This window comes from Flavobacterium sp. U410, assembly GCF_053570605.1.
The window spans coordinates 57,597-75,507 of sequence record NZ_JBSEFI010000016.1 but is presented as its reverse complement, the minus strand read 5'-3'; the positions used below and the strand labels follow the sequence as shown (position 1 = coordinate 75,507).

Genomic DNA, 17,911 nt, shown 5'->3' with positions numbered 1-17,911 from the left:
TTACATTTTTGAAATTATTTCAAAATTCAATTCGTTAAAGTGCTGTGCAATAAAATCGGATTGTGATAAATCTTGCAATTTAGAATGTAAACTATTGTAACCAATACATTTTAAGCCAGCCGCTTTAGCCGCTGTAACTCCGTTTGTACTATCTTCAATAACAATACAATTTTCGTTATCAAATGGTGATAAACTTGCTGCGTGAATAAAAATAGCGGGATCTGGTTTTGATTTCGGAAAATCTTCGCCACTTACTTTATCTGTAAAATAAGGATTTAACCCAAAGCGATTGAATACTCTTTTAATCGTTCCGTTTGAAGCTGAAGAAGCTAAAATAAGCTGCATCCCATTAGAGTGCAGATTTTTAATCAAATCTTCTACACCTTCAATCAAAAACAAATCTTCTTTGGTATCAAAAGCATCGTTAAATAAAAAACGTTTTCTTAAAACTAAATCTTCTACTTCATGTGTTAAACCAAAATGATCTTTAATTTTTTGAAAAACATTACGCGTTGAATTTCCGGTAAAAGAAGCATACATTTCTTCAGAAACTTCAATTCCTAATTCTTTAAAATGCAAATAGTAGGCATATTTGTGAACTGGTTCAGTATCTACAATGACACCGTCCATGTCAAAAATTACAGTTTTAATCATAAATTGAGTTGTGTTTGTACAAAGGTACTTTAAATTTTGAATTCAGATTAAACCTTTTTGGCTAACTTTAGTCTAAAATAGAAAACAAGGCACTTGGAAAACGAAAAAGTTTTTATTGAAACTTTACTTCATCCTAAAACGCAACAAAATGCTTTTAGAGAATTGGTTCATTTGTACCAAAAGCCTTTGTATTATCACATTCGTACTATTGTATTGGATCACGATGATGCCGATGATGTTTTACAAAATACATTTATAAAAGTATATCAAAACCTTTCCAATTTTAAAGGTGAAAGCAAATTGTATTCGTGGATGTACAGAATTGCCACAAATGAAGCTTTGAATTTTATTAATCAAAAAGCTAAGAAAAATAACGTAACTTTAGAAGAATGGCAAAATAAAGCTGTTAATAATTTAGAAAGTGACAGTTATTACGAAGGTGATGAAATTCAGTTGAAATTACAAAAAGCAATAGCTACTTTGCCCGAAAAGCAACAGTTGGTTTTTAAAATGAAGTATTTTCAGGAATTGAAATATGAAGAAATCTCAGAAATTGTAGAGACTTCTGTTGGCGCTTTGAAAGCAAGTTATCATTTAGCTGTGAAAAAGATTGAAGATTTTTTAAAAAACGATTAAACCTAAAACACATTTTTTTGTCTTATTATTATGAAAGACTTTGATTTACATAATTCAAAAATTAAATCAGGATTTAAAGTTCCGGAAAATTATTTCGAGAGTTTTGAAGATCGATTGCTATCTCAAATTGAGTCAAAAGAAGAACCCAAAGTAATTTCATTATTTCACCGAAAACAAATTTGGATTTCAGCAATTGCGGCTGTTTTTGTAGCTCTTATTGCTATTCCTGTTTATTTTAATTCGGTAACTACTGAAAAGATTTCAAATCAAACTTTAGAGAATTATTTAACTATAGAGTACAACACTTACGATTTAATTGACAATTTATCTGAAGAAGATATTCAAGGTTTAGAAACTTCTGTTAGTTTGAACGATGCTGCTGTAGAAGATTATTTATTACAAGAAGAAAACATTGATTATTACTTAAACGAATAAACATGAAAAGAAAACTTTTAATCCCATTGTTCTTACTTGTCACTTTAATTGGTTTTTCCCAAAACTTTAAAGAGAAAAGAGAGAAAATAAAAGCTTTAAAAGTAGCTTACATTACTGAAAAATTGGAATTGACTTCACAAGAAGCTGAAAAGTTCTGGCCTATATACAATACTTATGACGATAAAGAATTTGAAATGCGTCACAGTAAAATGAAATCCATCATTCGAAAAATTGAAGACGGAGGCTTAGAAAAACTTTCAGAAAAAGAAGCTGCTGCTTTAATCCAGCAAATGGAAAGTAATGAAGATGAATTGCACACCTTGCGAAAAAAATATATGAAAGATCTTCAGAAAGTCCTTTCTGCAAAAAAAATAATTTTATTACGAAAATCAGAAGAAGAATTCAATAGAAAACTACTTCGTCAGTTTAAAGAGAATAGAGAAAAGAGAGAATAAAAGCTCTCTTTTTTATTCATTTAAAAATCAAACCTGACTTCTCAAATTCATCTACTTTTTCAAAAGAAATCACTTTAACTTTTTTTTAACATTTTAAAAACCAAACCTGACTTTTGTCATTTTTTTTAGTGTATAAGGGTTGTTACTTTGTCCCATCTTAAATTATTAACACAAAAAAACTTTTAGGTATGGAAGCACCAGTTAAACCAACCCCAATTGACAAAGAAGTTATTTGGGACAAAACAAGAACTATTATGAGTAAAACCGACAAATACGGTACTATTGAGTATGCAAATGAAGTATTTGTTGATGTATGCGGATATGAGGATCATGAATTAGTAGGGCAACCTCACAGTATTATCAGACACCCTGATATGCCAAAAGTAGTTTTTAAAGTTTTATGGGATAATTTAAAAGCCGGAAATAATTTTCACGCTGTAGTTAAAAACTTAGCTAAATCAGGAAGATACTATTGGGTAATTACAGATTTTGATATTTCAAGAAATGAAGACGGTGAAATTACTCACTACTTTGCAAGAAGAAAAGCGGTTCCACAAGAAGTTGTTGCTAAAATTGAGCCTCTATATAAAAAATTACTTCAAATTGAAGAAGCTACAGGAATGGAAGGAAGTGAAAAGTATTTAACAGGTTTCCTTGAAGAGCAAGGAAAAGATTATGTTGAATTCTTAAAAGATTTAATGTCTGAATACCATAAAGAACAAGCGGCTAAAGCTGCTGCGCAAGCTGAAAACAATAAACCTGTCGAAAGCAAAGGATTCTTTGCTAGATTTTTCAGCTAATAGATTTTTATTGAGTTTTTTTGAAAAAGGCTGTGCTGACACAGCCTTTTTTATTTATTGAAATTTCAATTTTATTATTTTATTTCGACCAGCAGCATAGGCAATACTATTATTCAAAAAACGTAGTGTATACAACTCTTTGTCATTAGCCATTTTTTGCCAATTCTTTCCTGAATCCGACGAATAAAAAACACCTGTTCCACCAACACAAACAATTCCTTTCCCTTCGGTATTAGGTACAAATTGAATGCAAGAGGCATAACCAAACCCTGAATTTTCAGCGATAGCTTTCCAAGTTTTTCCTCCATCGGTTGTCATAGCTTTATTTCCGAAGTTTTGCACTTGTTTTTCATAATCGCCGCCCGCAACAATTCCCAAATTTTCATTGTAAAAATCAGAAGTAAAAATTCCGGTCATCACTTCACCTTGAACAATGGGCGTTTCATAAGCTTTCCATGATTTTCCTTGATCTTCACTCACCCAACAACGTGCTTTCTTCCCTCCTGTTACAACAAAAACTGTATTTCCTTTAATTGAAACATTGGAATTACTGGCCGCAAAAGCGGCTTCTCCTTCTATAAAATCAGGCAACACATAACAAGGAATTTTTTCCCAATGCATTCCAAAATCATGAGTCAGCCAAACATCTAAACATCCTTCTGTCGGATCTCCCAAGATAACACCAAAACCATTTGCATTAATCTGCATACTATCAAAAAACACATTTTCATGCTCATTTTGAAACACATTAGTTACTTTCTTTTTATCGGAACTAATATGATATAACAATGCTGGTGACCCCACACTGGCTATTATAATACCTTCTTTAGATTTGGCAATACTTCTAAATTCTAAAGAAAGAGAATCTTTAACAATATGCCCGTTAAAAACTTTTTGAGTTTCTAAATCAATGGCTCCATATTTTCCTTTATTACCTGCGAACCACAATTGATTACTATTTATTAGTATAGCTCTTATGCTTATAGAATCTTCATAAACCGTTGAAATTTCAACTTTAGTAAACCCACTTTCTTGTTTTTTAGCGGAATGACAACCAACAAACAAACCATTGATTATCAACACTAAAACATAACTTAAATACTGTTTTTTCACTTCTTTTTTCATATCTTAAAACCTCCATTTATTTTTTTGGCACAGTAATTGGATAATTCCTTTCAGAAAACAAAAATATTGGAGAATATATGAAAACAAAAATTTTAACTTCAGTAATAGTGGCTTTGCTAGGAATTTTTCCGGCATTAGCTCAAGATAAAACAACGGTAAGAGCCAATAGTAGCGATATTAGTGATAATTTAGATTTAAGAGCTGTAGCTACTATTTTTGGTGACAGTAAAGATTTAGAAGACTTTGAACGCCGTTTGAACGATCCTGAACTTCAAATATCAAATTTAGATTTGAATAATGATAACTATGTAGATTATTTAAGAGTAATTGAAACTGTTGAAGGAAACGCTCACATCATAGTGATCCAAGCAGTTTTAGATAAAGATTTGTATCAAGATATTGCTTCTGTTGAAGTAGAAAAAGACAGAAACAATAATGTTACTGTTCAAGTTGTTGGTGATGTTTACATGTATGGCAACAATTATATTTACGAACCTGTTTATGTCACTCGTCCTGTAATTTATGCTTCGTTCTGGATAGGAAACTATCGTCCATATTACTCTAATTGGTATTGGGGATACTATCCTGCATATTATACTGTTTGGCATCCTTATCCCGTTTTTAGATACCGTAACAACGTTGTTCTTCATATTAACTTTGGTCATACCTATCACTATGTTTCAACCAGAAGATGTGCTTATGCTTACAATGTGTATCATGTAAGAAGAGGAAATGCATACGAAGTTCGTTATCCAAATCGTTCGTTTGCTTACAGACATTCAAATTATGGCAACCGCTACGAATTAGACCAACATAGAACAATCAAAACTCGTAGTGCAGGTTCAAGAGAATTAAGCGCAACCGGAACTCGCGGAGGTTCATCAAGAAACACCTACAGTTCATCTGGCAGAAATAACACAGTGGCAAGTACCGGAGGTAATACAGCTACCCCTAGAAGTTATACTCAGGGAAGAAGTAATAATAGTGCAACAAGAAATAGTACCGGTACTTCAGCAACAAGAAGCAATGGTAGAAATTATGCCGAAAACAGATCAACTGGCAACCATTCATCAAATAATAGTATCAACAGAAGTTCGTCAAGTGCTTCAAATAGAAGTTATAATCCCGGAAGTAATAATTCTTCAAATAGAAATAGTACTATAAATTCAACCAGAAGCTCCAGTTCAAACAGACAAAACAATGCTTCTCCAAGTAGAAGTAACAATAGTAACCGTCAAAGCGAACCTTCTAGCAACAGAAATAGTAATAATTCAAGAGGAAATTCAACTCGAAGCGGAAGAGCATAATTTCACATTAACAATAAAATAATGAGAGCTGTATAAAATTTATACAGCTCTTTCTTTTTTTATTACTAACTTTGCAGGCTTATTTATTTTTAAAAAATGAGATTACATAGAAATTTATGCTTTACAGTTATCGATTCATTAATGGCTATATTTAATGAAGGAGCTTATGCTGATAAAGTTGTGGCTATAGCTTTGAAAAAAGATAAACGCTGGGGAAGTAAAGACCGAAAATTTGTTGCCGAAACCATCTATGAAATTGTACGATGGAAACGTTTATATGCTGAAATAGCTGAAGTAAAAGAGCCTTTTAACAGAGATAATGTTTGGCGTATGTTTGCCGTTTGGGCTGTTTTAAGAGGAATCGCTCTACCCGATTGGAGATATTTTGAAAATACACCGGTTCGTAGAATCAAAGGTCGCTTTGACGAATTGTCTAAAACCAGAAAATTCAAAGAATCCATTCCGGATTGGATGGACGAAATAGGAGTTAAAGAATTAGGCGAAGAACTTTGGTCTAAAGAAATTCATGCTCAAAACCAACAAGCTGAAGTTATTTTAAGAGTGAACACGCTTAAAACAACAAAAGAGCAGCTGCGTGCTATTTTAATGGACGAATATGACATTGAAACTTCTTTCATCAAAGATTATGAAGACGCTTTGATTTTGAAAGAACGTGCCAATGTTTTCTTAACACAAGCTTTTAAAGACGGTTTGTTTGAAGTTCAAGATGCTTCTTCTCAATTAGTTGCTTATTTCCTAGATGTTGAACCAGGGATGCGAGTGGTTGACACTTGTGCAGGCGCTGGCGGAAAAACTTTGCATTTAGCTTCTTTAATGAAAAACAAAGGACAACTAATTGCTATGGATATTTACGAAAGTAAACTAAAACAATTAAAGATCAGAGCCAAAAGAAATGGTGTTCATAATGTAGAATTCCGAGTGATCGATTCTACCAAAGTGATTAAAAAACTACACGAAAAAGCCGATCGCGTTTTGATTGACGCACCGTGTAGCGGTTTAGGTGTTTTAAAACGAAACCCTGATAGCAAATGGAAACTTCAACCTGAATTTGTAGATAACATCAAAAAAACACAAGCTGAAGTATTACAAAACTATTCAAAAATTGTAAAACCGGGCGGAAAATTAGTCTATGCCACTTGTTCGGTATTGCCTTCTGAAAACCAGGAACAAATTAAGCATTTCTTAAACTCAGATGCCGGAAAAGATTTTACATTTGTGAAAGATCAAAAAGTTTTAGCTCATCAAAGTGGCTTCGACGGATTTTATATGGCCCTACTAACACGTAAAAATTAATTTCATGAAAAAAATTACGCTATTATTAACTCTTTTAGCCCAGTTAGGTTTTGCCCAAATCCCTACTGGATATTACGATCATGCTACAGGAACCGGATATACCTTAAAAAATCAGTTAAAAGAAATTATCAATACTGATGCAGAAGGTTTTGCTAACGAATATATTCATCAACCTCATGTTTATAATGATTTTGATGCTTTTACAGCTGCAAATGATCTAGATAATTACTATGAAAATGACGGAACAATATTAGATATTTATTCTGAAAACCCTTTAAGTACTGATCCATACAACTACACTCCCGTAATTGATGAATGTGGAGAATACAATGGAGAAGGACAATGTTACAATAAAGAGCATACTATTCCTCAATCTATTTTCAGTCAAAATGAGCCTATGAGAGGAGATGCTTTTCACTTGTACCCTACTGATGGGAGAGTTAATGGATTTAGGAGTAATTATCCTTTTGGATATGTTGGAAGTAATCTAGTGTCTCAAAATGGTATCACTAATCCCACTATGAACGGTTCTAAATTAGGAAACAATATCAATACTGGTTTGTTTTTATATTCAGGTACTGTTTTTGAGCCTATTGATGAATTCAAAGGAGATATTGCTCGCTCTTATTTTTATTTTGTAACAAGATACCAAGATGAAATTCCGGGATGGAATAGCTACGCTATGTTCAATGGTACGACTACTCAAGGAATTACAGACGGTTTTCTATACACTTTAATTGATTGGCACATCAAAGATCCTGTTTCTCAACGTGAAATAGATCGTAATAATAATACCTATACTTACCAAAACAACAGAAATCCTTTTATTGACCATCCGGAATATGTTCAAGCCATCTGGTCTTCTCATTATGCGGCAATTGAGGCTTTAGCAGCGCAAAATTTCTCTATTAACTCAGTTTCTATTTATCCTAATCCTAGTACAAATGGTACTTTTACTATTGAATCTGCTACTCAATTGACAAAAGTTACGGTTTATACTATCAACGGACAAATTGCTCAGGAAATTAAAAGTCCTCAAGGAGCTGCTTTTCAAATCAATAATTTAGCTAAAGGGTTCTATTTAATTCAATTGGAAACAGAATCAGCTTCAACTATTCAGAAAGTAATTGTGAATTAAAAAAACACAATTCTTTTTCATAAAATATTCAAAGCGCTAAGGTTAACCTTAGTGCTTTTATTTTATAAATTATTCTTATTTTAAAATGCAATAAACTATACAGAATCATTTGCCTGCTATTTCTTAAATATCTATTTTTATTTGCTAAAAAATTATATGCTTTTAAGCCGATAATAATCTGATTTTATATGTATCAATCTCTTCAAAAAAAATTATTGCTTCAATATCCTTTGATCTGGAATACCAAGTTTATTCCTATGCTCATTTTTGGATTTTTTCTTCACCTCGTTTTCTTTGGTCTTGGGTATATCGATGGTACTATTGATTTTTCAGATAAAAATAATATCCAAATAGAAGTTGCTTCCACATTTTTCGGATTGGTAATTGTAATACTGGTATTTATTGTTTGGCTTGTCTTTTATTTCAAAAATAATGCGCTGAAATCATTCTACCGAAAATCCAAATACAGCTTATTTTATGAATTCTTTCAAATCTTAGTGATTTGTACCTTATTAGTCACTTTTTACATTCCTTTCTCCATTGGAAAACAATTCCATCAGGCGAGTTATTATTCTTTGGAAGAAACTCAAAAAAGATGCAAAACAATAGCTTCTGCTGATATTTTTATTGACGGAAACTTTAGACAGACATCAATTGATTCTTTAGCATCCGGTTTGATTGATAGTCTAGGCAACTTAACTGAAAAAGCGAAGAGATATGAAAGGAACTATAATTACGAATCTTCTGAAATTATTGAAATTGTTGAAGAGGTTGTCGTAGACGCTGATGACAATACTCCTATAAAATACAAAGAGTATATTATTTTTAATGGGAAAAAATACCATGAATTCTCTTTGATGAACCGACAGATCTATAATTTTTCAGTCAGTGAAAGAGGAAAAGATTCTATCATTGAAAAAGAAGTTAAAAACTGGCTCTATACCAACGATTCACAAACAGTAAAAAAACTGATGAACGATTATTTAGACATACTGAACGAACATCGGCTGGAAACTAATTTAACGTTAGATAACTGGTTTAAAATCGTTTACAAACAACCTGATTTTAAGGATTTTCTATATATTCATCCTTATAAAAACAAGTACGAAGCCAATCCCCGTAATACTTCTCACTACTATTATTATGATAATATTGATTCTAAATATTCCAAATATTTTGTTCAACAAGATGTGTTAAAAGAAAAATATGATATTGTTTCTGATGCTCATACGGAGAATTATATCGATTATAATCAGCTTTTGTCATTTTTATATCTTGGCTTGGCTGCCAGTTTATTGATCCTATCTTTCCGTATAACATCTGGAAAAAGCTGGTTGATTTCAGTCGTTGTAACAGGAGTGCTAAATATTTTGTCCGGGGTTTTTGCTGCTATTCTTTCCGAGGAAACCGTATATTTTTGTTGTATTTTATTCTTCATCATTCTTTTCAATAGTTATTTTGCTGTCATTTATTTCAGAAAAGAATCAAAAAAATTCAGTTATATTGCTTTAAATACTATTCTTTGGGGCAACCCATTCGTCATTCCTCTAGTCTATTTCTGTATTGAAAAATATTATACCCGATTTCGCTATGATCCGCGTTATGAAGGATATTATCCTGATGAATATTTTTGGTTCCGCGATAATGTATCCAACATGTTTTGGTTAAATTATCTGCTTGTCATTATCACTGTAGCATTAGTGGCAAAAATCATCAGAAACTGGAAAGGAATAACCGAAAATTAAACTTATGAATATTACGATATCAAACGATACTATTTCAGCTACCATTAAAACATTTGGTGCGGAACTTGTTCAATTATCAAAAGGAACACAAAATTACATTTGGAATATTGACGAAAATTATTGGAACAAAACCTCTCCTGTCCTATTCCCTATTGTAGGTCGGTTAAAAAATGACACTTACAATCTTAATGGAAAAGATTTTTCCCTTCCTCGACATGGATTTGCTCGTGATTACGAATTTGAAGTCGTACAGCAAACCTCTGAAAGTGTTTCATTTTTATTGAGTTCTAACGAAAAAACGTTGGAAAATTATCCTTTTCATTTTGATTTCTTATATCACTATGAAATAAAAGATAACGGTTTGGAAATTTCGTTTGAAATTATCAATAAAAATAATACTGAAATGCCGTTTTCTGTGGGAGCGCATCCGGCTTTTTTATTAGAAAACGCCATTGAATCTTATCAATTACAGTTTGAAAAAGAGGAATTATTGACAACTCATCATTTACAGAATGATCTTTTTAACGGCGAATCGTCTGTTGTTAAAAGTCAAGCAGGAACTTTTAAACTTTGTGATACTTTGTTTGCAAATGATGCCTTGGTCTTTAAAAATCTGAAATCAAAAACGATTACACTTTGCCAAAATGAGAAGCCTGTTTTTAAAATTCACTTTGAAGATTTTCCGTATTTGGGCATTTGGAAAAAAATGAGTGCACCTTTTATTTGCTTAGAACCTTGGTTGGGGTTAGCAGATTCCCATACGCACAATGGAAATATTTTTGAGAAAGAAGGAATTTCTATTTTGCAACCTAATTCTTCCGTAAAACTAGGTTACAAAATTGAACTTCCTTAGATAGTTAAACAATCTTATGAATGCGATTAACCGGAATTACCACACCTTGTTTTAAAATAACTCGGTTGTCGGTAACTCCCCAAATAGTCGTTTCCACTACTTTTCCATTTACATCGTCTTCAAAGAATATCTTGATTTTCACGTGTTCAAGATTTCCTAAAGCTAAGGCTCTGTCTAAATCATTTTTTCTTTGTAAAATTTCATCTTTCTCGGAAAGAACATCGGTTTGGGGAAAGTGTAAAGAACTTACTTGTTCTTTATCAATTAATTCAAAATTAGCAGTCATAGTCTTCAATTTTTGTTCTTTATTTATTGGTTTGTATAATCTAAAGTTACAAAAAAATTAATTCAAAAAAAATAGGCCGCTAAAAAATTTAGCGACCTATTTAAAACTAACCAATAACCCATTAAAACTTCATACCAACACCGAATCCGAGTAACCATGGATCGATGTCAACATCTGCAGGAATACTCAACCCTGAAGCTACGTTTGAAGCATCAACAGTTACATCTGTATTTAAAAATAGACGTTTAGCATCTACGTTTAAGAAAAATTTATCTGTTAACATAAGGTCAAAACCAACTTGAAAAGCATAACCAAAAGCATTATCATACTTCACATCAGCCATATCTCCTGATTTTACCCCATAAAAAATAGTATAGTTAACACCGGCACCGACATAAGGTTTGAACAATTTATCTTTTGTCGGATAAAAATGATATTGAGCAGTCAATGTTGGAGGCAATAACCAAACACTTCCTAAATTAACATCACCTACTGCTGTGTTTAAAGCTTGCACATCATGTTTTGTTGTTCCTAAGATCAATTCAGCAGCAAAGTTTTTAGTAAAAAAATACGTAAAATCTAACTCAGGAATAAAGCTATTAGAAATAGCCACTTCACCTCCGATGATTCCGATACTTGAATCTTCATTTGGAATAACACCTACTCCTCTTAATCGTACTTGCCATCTGCTAAAGTCAGTTGTTGTTGTTTCTTCTTTCTCTTGAGCTGTTACTACACCAATCCCTAAAAATGTCATTGACAAAAGGGTTAAAAATATTTTTCTCATTTTGTATTAGGTTTAAAATTATAGGTCAAAGATATTGGCTTCATAGTAGGGAAAACATGATTAAAATCAGCTTTTGAAAAAAAATCCAGTTAATTTTTTTACCCAAACTTTTATCAGCTTCTTTTTTTATCCTAAATTTGCTGCCCTATGCAAAAAACGGTAAACATATTAAATAGGAGAGCGCGCTTTGATTATGAGATCATTGACAAATACACAGCCGGAATTGTTTTAACCGGAACTGAAATTAAGTCAATTCGATTAGGAAAGGCTTCTATTGCCGAAAGTTTTTGTGAATTTCATAATAACGAACTTTTTGTTATTAATTCCAATATTGAGGAATATCTTTACGGTACGCATTACAATCACAGAGCTAAAAGCGAGAGAAAGTTACTTTTAAACAAAAAAGAACTTCGTAAACTGCAAAAAGACAGCGAAAACAAAGGGCTGACGATCATCCCATTGCGTTTGTTTACTAACGAAAAAGGATTGGCTAAACTGGAAATTGCGTTGTGTAGAGGAAAGAAAAACTTTGACAAGCGCGATACCATGAAAGACCGCGATACCAAACGCGACCTTGACCGAATTAAGAAGAGCTTTTAGAAATTTTTGTTACTTTTAAGCAAAGATTTATTCATGCAGACTTTACCGGAAATTTTAAAAGAAGCTCGTTATGAAAAAGAACTAACGACGCGAAAACTAGCCGAAGTTACCGCTATAGACCAAGCGTTGATCAGTAAATTTGAAAATGGGTTTCGCATTCCAACGCGCAAACAGGTACAACTTCTTTCCGAAACATTAGAGATCAACCTTAAAACAGCTTTAGTTGCTTGGTATAAAGTAAAGCTTCAACATAGTTTTGACATCAACCCGTTTGCTATACAAGCCATTTCAGAAATTTTGCAGGAAAAAGGAATTGATGTGGGAATGGGCGCTAAAAAAGAAGAACAAATTACCGAAATCCTGGATGAGCTTGAAGCTTTAAAAAGAAAGCTAACCGGTTTAAAGTAATTTTGCAATACTTTATTTCCTCAACTACAACTTCCCTTCCTGGAAATAAAACTACATTTCTCTAAAAACATAGCCTAACATTAGCTGTTATCAACTATATTCTTTATTTATTATTTTTTTGCTTTTTACGGAAAACCACAAAAAATACGTCCAAAACAGTATTATATTTGAACAACAATACTTCTTTTTATAAAGAAAAGTTATATATATTTAGTGATGTTTATATTTAATTGGAAATACTAACTAAAAAACAGATAAAAAATAAAACATGGGACGTCTTTATTACGAAAAACAACAAAACCCTATGCAACCGAAAGCTTTTGCTGGTGAGGGAAAGGGATTTAACGAGTATCTTGACAAAGTTGCCCGATTAGTTCCAAGTGAAATTATTGCAGGTTATTTGACAATGGTTGGATTGGTTGGGGCGGTAAAAAACACTCAAGCTCAGAATATTATTACTTGGATCGTATTTACCATTGGGCTTATTCTGACACCATATTATCTAAACAAGGTTGCAGAGGGAGATAAACCTAAACGAAATCATTTGATTCTCTCAACCATTGCCTTTTTAGTTTGGGCTTATGTTACTACTGGAAAGCAGTTGTCAGAAACAATCTCACCAAACATTTTTGACCAAGCTATAGCTTCGATTATACTTGTTGCCTTTAGCTTAATTAGTGCTATCATTCCTTTAAATAAATAGCAATACAATTCTTTTTAGACTTTACTAAAGAAAATGAAAGGATTAACAGCCTTTTTAATACTGTTTTACAAAAAAAATATAAAAATGAAAAGAATTGTAATTTTAAGTTCAATTATAATGTTTAGTTGTGGAAATCCTAAATCTGAAGAAAAAGCAGAAACTGAAATTACAGAAACTAAACCTAGACTAACAGAATTAGAACAACTACAACTTGAATCTTCGAGATTAAGAGCTGGAGGTTCAATTAAATCAGCTACTTTAGAAAATGGCAAAGCAACAGTAAAATACGTAAAAGATTACAAAGAATATAAAGAGCTAAACCCACAATCTGGACTAACAGAATCTGATTTAAAAATTTATTGGAATTCTGAAAATGCAATTGAAAAAGCACTTATTGATGGTTCAGTTAGAATAATGAAGAAACTCGATTTTATTAACGAAGTTGAAATCATTTTGCCAAATAATGGAAAAGTATATTCTATTGATGTAAAGAAAAAAGAGTTAGAAAAATTTGTTGGTTCTGACTTTAATGAAATTAAAAATAATTGGGATGAAAAATTTTCTAATCCGTTTGTCTATAACGACAATGGAAGACAGAAATTTTTTTTGCAATTTGGAAAAAGTGAAAAACACTATACAACAGCAATAATGAAAGCTTGTTCTTATAATCATACTAAATCAAAAACATAAAAATCTAAATAGCAATGAGTTTAAATATCAATTCAAATTCTTCTTTAGATAGTTTTGAAGAAGATATTTGTACAAAGTTAAATGATATTATAAGTAAAATAAAAGGTGACAGTAACAGAGACTGGACAATTGCTGTGTTTGAAATTTTGAGTAAAATCAAACAAAAAGATAACAAAATTGCTTGTTCTAAATTAGATGAAAATCTAAAAGATTGTGGTGAATGGCTATTTGATTATGTAGAATATACTGAAAATCAAATTATTTTAAAGGACATTGAATATAGCGTACTTTCCGACATTCATTTAATAGCAGAAATTGAATGGAGTTTCTATACACAAAAAAATTATTTTATTGATTTAAAATACGATTTTGAAAAATTGTTAGTTGGAAAAAGTAATTATCGCTTATTCATTTTTGAACATAGTGATTTTTCATTTATTAAAAACTCAATTGAAAGTTTAAAAAAAATAGCTTCCAAGTTTAACAAATTTGAAACTAGTGAAAGAATTTTGTTTGCGGCTTGGCATAAAGGAAATAATTTCTATTTTGACAACTATGTAAAATAATCTTCTCGCACCTCATTGATATACTAATATTATAATGAATCATTTACTTCCAATTTCTGTTTCACCAGTTAGCTTTGCTCCTATCTCCTAAAATTCAAAAGTTTACTTATATTTGTTATGCTCGGTTTGGGTTTTGTCACTTCTTCTAGTCAGGAACTGTTACCCTTAATTTCAAAAATAAACAACCATCAATAAGCATGAGAATTTTATCAAATCTAAAGATAAACAGGAACAAGACATAAAATATGTTTCTGATAAAGAACCTGAAACTGTTGAAGATATAAGAAAATTATTTAAGGCTTCTAATCTGGAAAAATATTTAGCTAAAATAGAACTTTTAGTTAAACCTGTTATAGAATTCGAAAAAGAAGAAAACATACCGAATGAATGTTCTAAAATTGGGAGGAAACCAAGCTTACCAAAAGATTTTAACTGGCCAAAAACGGATCAGCAAAAATCAATGTCATTCATTGCTCAATTGAATATATCTGACTTTAAAAAATATGACGAGGCTCATTTATTTCCGGAAAACGGAATCATTTCTTTCTTTTACTGTGCCGATCAGCAAGCTTGGGGCTTTTCTATTTCTAAATTTTAACTACAACAGCGTAACAAATCTCCGTTTCCCTCGTCTGTTTTAAAAGAAATACATCAAAAATGCGCTTTATTATTATCTTACTTTTAACATGCTCTTATTTCTCTATTGCCCAAAATTCAGCAACAGAAAGCTTAAAAAAAGACAGTTTACTGGTTATCAAAAAGAATCCGGAAAAAGGATTCTATAACGATTATATTTTGTTTGTTCCCAAAGGAACCCCTACAAATAAAGAAATATTCTTATTGGTAGAGCCTAACAATACCGGAAAAACATCAGATAGTATAGAAGTTCATAAAAAATACGCTATTGATTTAGCTTCAGTAAGCTCTGTAGGAAATAATATTGCTACAATGCTAAAAATTCCTTTACTTGTTCCGATTTTTCCCAGACCGGAATCGCAACCTTTAGTATATACTCATGCTTTGGATAGAGATGTAATACTTGCAAAATCTCCCGAATTAAAAAGACTCGACTTACAGATGTTGGAAATGATAAGTGATGCTAAAGAGAAATTAGCTTCCATGAACATACAAGTCGCCCCTAAGGTTTTTATGAATGGGTTTTCAGCTTCTGCTACATTCACAAATCGCTTTTCTTTTATTCATCCCGACAAGATTGAAGCACTTGCTATGGGCGGATTTAACGGAGAACTTATGCTTCCTGAAAACAAATTGAACGGAATTAAACTTAATTATCCTTTGGGCACAAATGACTTTTCCAAGCTGTTTGATAAAAACTTTGACATCACACAATACAGAGCCATTCCACAGTTTATTTATATGGGAGAACTGGATGACAACGATGCCGTTCAGTTTGATGATGCCTATAGCAAAAGTGAACGTAAAATAATCAATGATTATATTGGCAATCATGTACAGGAAAGGTATTTAAAATGCCAGAAAATATATAGCGAGCATTCTGTTTTTCCTGTTTTTAAATTGTATAAAGATATTGGGCATTGGACGACTTCTGATGTGAATTTTGAAGTTATCAAATTCTTTTTCAAGCAAATGCAACCGAAATAATCTTTCTTTCTTTAAACTATGTGTTGAGAGCTTTGTGAGTCAACATGTAGTTATGAACACTAATTTTTTAGTTTTAGTTTCATTATTTCAATTGGTAACAAAGCACAACATCAAACGTCCTATGTAAAATAAAACAAGCAAACGCTATGAAAAACTGGATTGTAACCCTACTGATCTTAATATCGTCTCTTACTTATTCACAGGAAAAAATAAAAACTCAAATTAAAATCCCTTTTACTTTAACACAAGGCGGACACATTGTTATTGCTGCTGAAGTCAACGGAATTAAAGGAAACTTTATTTTGGATACCGGAGCAGGTATAAATCTTTTAACTAAAGATTTTGCTAATAAAATAGCCGATTTAGAAAAAACAGATCATTTTTATACAGGCCATCGTGCAACAGGTGAACAGCTTCAAGTAGATCTATGGAATTCTAAATCGCTGCAAATCGGAGATTTCAAAGCCGATCATGAGGTTTTTGCCGTATATGATATCAAATTCCCTCTTGACGGCCTTATTTCGTTAACACCATTAAAAGACAATCCGTTTACGATTGATTTTCAGAACAAGATACTGATTATTGAATCGGAAAAATCATTAAAAAAGATTGAACAACAAAAAGATTTTGAAATGCCTATTCAAATTTTCAATGACCGAGAAATTGTGATAAGTATTTCAACTACTGTAAAACTAAATAATACATTAAAGTTAAACGTTGTATTAGACAGCGGTGCCGGATTTAATGTTTACCGATTTAATTCTCGTTTCATAGAAAAATTAGGTTTTAACAGAGGTAAATTAGAAAACGAATTTAAAACAAGTGATTTTAAACCTGAAGAAGGAAATCTGTATTACTACACCGAATTATCAAAAATGAGCGATGAAAATAATAGTGTTTCCATTGAAAATTTTAAAGCTACATTTATTGACGGTTTAATCTATGAAGGAATTATGGGAATAAATTGGATTGGTAAAAAAATAACGATTGACATTCCGAGCAAAAAAATAGTTGTAAAAAAATAATAACCGTTTAAATTCAGAACAGTATTTATCTTTTGTTTCAGTCGTTCTCTTTATTTATCTATTATAAAATTTAGATATATTGGTTTATATTTGCTTAGGTTTGGTTTTAATTCTTTACCATGGGTTTAGCCTCTAAATCATTATCTGAAATTTTAAAACAGTATGTCTAAATTAAAACAAATAAGAGAACAACAAAACCTGACACAAGAAGAACTTTCTGAAAAATCAGGAATATCGGTAAGAACTATTCAAAGAATAGAATCCGGTACAAAACCCAAAGGATACACTCTTAAATCTCTTTCTAAAGCTTTAGAAATCGGAGAAAATGAATTATTACCTAACAACGAAGTTCAAACTGAAATTGAAACCATTTCAGAAAAACAACCTATTGAAATTTTAGCCACTGAAAACGGATTAGATTATGGAAAGATCAAACTGATTAATCTTTCCTCCGTTTTATTCATTATTCTTCCGCCGCTTAACATTTTATTCCCGCTGATCCTTTCGCATGCACTAAAGCAAAAAAATCACCTTACCCGGCAAATTATTTCTCTTCAAATCTTATGGACTATTTTAGCTCCTATTTTCTTTATATTGGGAATCTTTTTAAAACTCGGACATTCCTTTACCATTGTCCTACTCTTACTGATTGTCTTATCAAATGTATTTTTAATACTTCGTAATTTAGTGGAAATTGATAAACATAAAAAGCTCAAATACTATCTGAAATTCAATATATTATAACGTTGTCGGGTTTTTGT

Annotated in this window: 22 protein-coding genes; 18 read left to right on the top strand and 4 right to left on the bottom strand. The window is 31.6% G+C overall.

Annotated elements, in window-relative coordinates; all coding sequences use genetic code 11:
* A complete protein-coding gene (locus tag ACUSJC_RS11560) occupies positions 1-654 on the bottom strand; it encodes an HAD family hydrolase (protein WP_449269720.1) in 654 nt (217 codons plus the stop codon).
* 93 nt (positions 655-747) lie between these two features.
* Here ACUSJC_RS11560 and ACUSJC_RS11555 point away from each other — a divergent pair, with 93 nt between their 5' ends.
* The 4 genes from ACUSJC_RS11555 (at position 748) to ACUSJC_RS11540 (ending at position 2,980) form a co-directional block, all read left to right on the top strand.
* Entirely contained in the window at positions 748-1,290 is a 543-nt protein-coding gene (locus tag ACUSJC_RS11555; protein WP_449269719.1) for an RNA polymerase sigma factor, read from the top strand.
* A 30-nt stretch (positions 1,291-1,320) separates the two neighbouring features.
* Positions 1,321-1,725, top strand: coding sequence for a hypothetical protein (locus tag ACUSJC_RS11550; protein WP_449269718.1), 405 nt, complete (start codon positions 1,321-1,323; stop codon positions 1,723-1,725).
* A gap of 2 nt (positions 1,726-1,727) precedes the next feature.
* Positions 1,728-2,180, top strand: a complete 453-nt coding sequence (locus ACUSJC_RS11545; RefSeq protein ID WP_449269717.1) for a sensor of ECF-type sigma factor — start codon at positions 1,728-1,730, stop codon at positions 2,178-2,180.
* A 188-nt stretch (positions 2,181-2,368) separates the two neighbouring features.
* Complete coding sequence (locus ACUSJC_RS11540; protein ID WP_449269716.1) at positions 2,369-2,980, top strand: PAS domain-containing protein; 612 nt, start codon at positions 2,369-2,371, stop codon at positions 2,978-2,980.
* Between the two features lie 54 nt (positions 2,981-3,034).
* On the opposite strand, the gene ACUSJC_RS11535 is transcribed toward ACUSJC_RS11540, so the two are convergent.
* Entirely contained in the window at positions 3,035-4,105 is a 1,071-nt protein-coding gene (locus ACUSJC_RS11535) for a WD40/YVTN/BNR-like repeat-containing protein (protein ID WP_449269715.1), read from the bottom strand.
* 77 nt (positions 4,106-4,182) lie between these two features.
* Between ACUSJC_RS11535 and ACUSJC_RS11530 the strand changes: the two genes are divergently transcribed.
* From ACUSJC_RS11530 to ACUSJC_RS11510, 5 genes are all read left to right on the top strand, one after another.
* Positions 4,183-5,412 (top strand): hypothetical protein, encoded by a 1,230-nt coding sequence (locus ACUSJC_RS11530; protein ID WP_449269714.1) that lies wholly within the window; start codon positions 4,183-4,185, stop codon positions 5,410-5,412.
* Positions 5,413-5,508: 96 nt separating this feature from the next.
* Positions 5,509-6,726: an RsmB/NOP family class I SAM-dependent RNA methyltransferase gene (locus ACUSJC_RS11525; RefSeq protein ID WP_449269713.1), complete on the top strand. Its 1,218-nt coding sequence runs from the start codon at positions 5,509-5,511 to the stop codon at positions 6,724-6,726.
* A 4-nt stretch (positions 6,727-6,730) separates the two neighbouring features.
* The gene (locus tag ACUSJC_RS11520) at positions 6,731-7,864 is read left to right on the top strand and encodes an endonuclease (protein WP_449269712.1); all 1,134 of its coding nucleotides are present in this window, start codon (positions 6,731-6,733) and stop codon (positions 7,862-7,864) included.
* Between the two features lie 188 nt (positions 7,865-8,052).
* Entirely contained in the window at positions 8,053-9,609 is a 1,557-nt protein-coding gene (locus ACUSJC_RS11515; RefSeq protein WP_449269711.1) for a hypothetical protein, read from the top strand.
* Positions 9,610-9,613: 4 nt separating this feature from the next.
* On the top strand, positions 9,614-10,462 hold the full coding sequence (locus ACUSJC_RS11510) for an aldose 1-epimerase family protein (protein WP_449269710.1): 849 nt from the start codon (positions 9,614-9,616) through the stop codon (positions 10,460-10,462).
* Positions 10,463-10,466: 4 nt separating this feature from the next.
* Here the strand turns inward: ACUSJC_RS11510 and ACUSJC_RS11505 are convergent, their stop codons facing one another.
* Together ACUSJC_RS11505 and ACUSJC_RS11500 are read right to left on the bottom strand one after the other, a co-directional pair.
* On the bottom strand, positions 10,467-10,748 hold the full coding sequence (locus ACUSJC_RS11505; protein ID WP_449269709.1) for a hypothetical protein: 282 nt from the start codon (positions 10,746-10,748) through the stop codon (positions 10,467-10,469).
* A gap of 121 nt (positions 10,749-10,869) precedes the next feature.
* Positions 10,870-11,535: an OmpW/AlkL family protein gene (locus tag ACUSJC_RS11500; protein ID WP_449269708.1), complete on the bottom strand. Its 666-nt coding sequence runs from the start codon at positions 11,533-11,535 to the stop codon at positions 10,870-10,872.
* 147 nt (positions 11,536-11,682) lie between these two features.
* Here ACUSJC_RS11500 and smpB point away from each other — a divergent pair, with 147 nt between their 5' ends.
* The 9 genes from smpB to ACUSJC_RS11455 all read left to right on the top strand — a co-directional run bounded on the left by smpB (position 11,683) and on the right by ACUSJC_RS11455 (position 17,894).
* On the top strand, positions 11,683-12,135 hold the full coding sequence (smpB, locus tag ACUSJC_RS11495) for an SsrA-binding protein SmpB (RefSeq protein WP_449269707.1): 453 nt from the start codon (positions 11,683-11,685) through the stop codon (positions 12,133-12,135).
* Between the two features lie 33 nt (positions 12,136-12,168).
* The gene (locus tag ACUSJC_RS11490; protein ID WP_449269706.1) at positions 12,169-12,543 is read left to right on the top strand and encodes a helix-turn-helix domain-containing protein; all 375 of its coding nucleotides are present in this window, start codon (positions 12,169-12,171) and stop codon (positions 12,541-12,543) included.
* A 268-nt stretch (positions 12,544-12,811) separates the two neighbouring features.
* Positions 12,812-13,246 (top strand): hypothetical protein, encoded by a 435-nt coding sequence (locus tag ACUSJC_RS11485; protein ID WP_449269705.1) that lies wholly within the window; start codon positions 12,812-12,814, stop codon positions 13,244-13,246.
* Between the two features lie 84 nt (positions 13,247-13,330).
* Complete coding sequence (locus ACUSJC_RS11480) at positions 13,331-13,936, top strand: hypothetical protein (RefSeq protein ID WP_449269704.1); 606 nt, start codon at positions 13,331-13,333, stop codon at positions 13,934-13,936.
* A gap of 14 nt (positions 13,937-13,950) precedes the next feature.
* Complete coding sequence (locus ACUSJC_RS11475) at positions 13,951-14,502, top strand: hypothetical protein (protein ID WP_449269703.1); 552 nt, start codon at positions 13,951-13,953, stop codon at positions 14,500-14,502.
* A 187-nt stretch (positions 14,503-14,689) separates the two neighbouring features.
* A complete protein-coding gene (locus ACUSJC_RS11470; RefSeq protein ID WP_449269747.1) occupies positions 14,690-15,100 on the top strand; it encodes a DUF1963 domain-containing protein in 411 nt (136 codons plus the stop codon).
* Positions 15,101-15,159: 59 nt separating this feature from the next.
* Entirely contained in the window at positions 15,160-16,125 is a 966-nt protein-coding gene (locus tag ACUSJC_RS11465; protein ID WP_449269702.1) for a hypothetical protein, read from the top strand.
* A 146-nt stretch (positions 16,126-16,271) separates the two neighbouring features.
* Positions 16,272-17,150 (top strand): retropepsin-like aspartic protease, encoded by an 879-nt coding sequence (locus ACUSJC_RS11460; RefSeq protein ID WP_449269701.1) that lies wholly within the window; start codon positions 16,272-16,274, stop codon positions 17,148-17,150.
* 162 nt (positions 17,151-17,312) lie between these two features.
* Entirely contained in the window at positions 17,313-17,894 is a 582-nt protein-coding gene (locus ACUSJC_RS11455) for a helix-turn-helix domain-containing protein (protein ID WP_449269700.1), read from the top strand.
* Positions 17,895-17,911 lie beyond the last annotated feature (17 nt).

Coding starts and splice junctions, on each gene's coding strand:
- ACUSJC_RS11485 (WP_449269705.1), top strand. CDS start 12,812: ATGGGACGTCTTTATTACGAAAAACAACAAAACCCTATGCAACCGAAA.
- ACUSJC_RS11490 (WP_449269706.1), top strand. CDS start 12,169: ATGCAGACTTTACCGGAAATTTTAAAAGAAGCTCGTTATGAAAAAGAA.
- ACUSJC_RS11510 (WP_449269710.1), top strand. CDS start 9,614: ATGAATATTACGATATCAAACGATACTATTTCAGCTACCATTAAAACA.
- ACUSJC_RS11480 (WP_449269704.1), top strand. CDS start 13,331: ATGAAAAGAATTGTAATTTTAAGTTCAATTATAATGTTTAGTTGTGGA.
- ACUSJC_RS11525 (WP_449269713.1), top strand. CDS start 5,509: ATGAGATTACATAGAAATTTATGCTTTACAGTTATCGATTCATTAATG.
- ACUSJC_RS11475 (WP_449269703.1), top strand. CDS start 13,951: ATGAGTTTAAATATCAATTCAAATTCTTCTTTAGATAGTTTTGAAGAA.
- ACUSJC_RS11500 (WP_449269708.1), bottom strand. CDS start 11,535: ATGAGAAAAATATTTTTAACCCTTTTGTCAATGACATTTTTAGGGATT.
- ACUSJC_RS11460 (WP_449269701.1), top strand. CDS start 16,272: ATGAAAAACTGGATTGTAACCCTACTGATCTTAATATCGTCTCTTACT.
- ACUSJC_RS11455 (WP_449269700.1), top strand. CDS start 17,313: ATGTCTAAATTAAAACAAATAAGAGAACAACAAAACCTGACACAAGAA.
- ACUSJC_RS11465 (WP_449269702.1), top strand. CDS start 15,160: ATGCGCTTTATTATTATCTTACTTTTAACATGCTCTTATTTCTCTATT.
- smpB (WP_449269707.1), top strand. CDS start 11,683: ATGCAAAAAACGGTAAACATATTAAATAGGAGAGCGCGCTTTGATTAT.
- ACUSJC_RS11530 (WP_449269714.1), top strand. CDS start 4,183: ATGAAAACAAAAATTTTAACTTCAGTAATAGTGGCTTTGCTAGGAATT.
- ACUSJC_RS11540 (WP_449269716.1), top strand. CDS start 2,369: ATGGAAGCACCAGTTAAACCAACCCCAATTGACAAAGAAGTTATTTGG.
- ACUSJC_RS11550 (WP_449269718.1), top strand. CDS start 1,321: ATGAAAGACTTTGATTTACATAATTCAAAAATTAAATCAGGATTTAAA.
- ACUSJC_RS11505 (WP_449269709.1), bottom strand. CDS start 10,748: ATGACTGCTAATTTTGAATTAATTGATAAAGAACAAGTAAGTTCTTTA.
- ACUSJC_RS11535 (WP_449269715.1), bottom strand. CDS start 4,105: ATGAAAAAAGAAGTGAAAAAACAGTATTTAAGTTATGTTTTAGTGTTG.
- ACUSJC_RS11560 (WP_449269720.1), bottom strand. CDS start 654: ATGATTAAAACTGTAATTTTTGACATGGACGGTGTCATTGTAGATACT.
- ACUSJC_RS11545 (WP_449269717.1), top strand. CDS start 1,728: ATGAAAAGAAAACTTTTAATCCCATTGTTCTTACTTGTCACTTTAATT.
- ACUSJC_RS11515 (WP_449269711.1), top strand. CDS start 8,053: ATGTATCAATCTCTTCAAAAAAAATTATTGCTTCAATATCCTTTGATC.
- ACUSJC_RS11520 (WP_449269712.1), top strand. CDS start 6,731: ATGAAAAAAATTACGCTATTATTAACTCTTTTAGCCCAGTTAGGTTTT.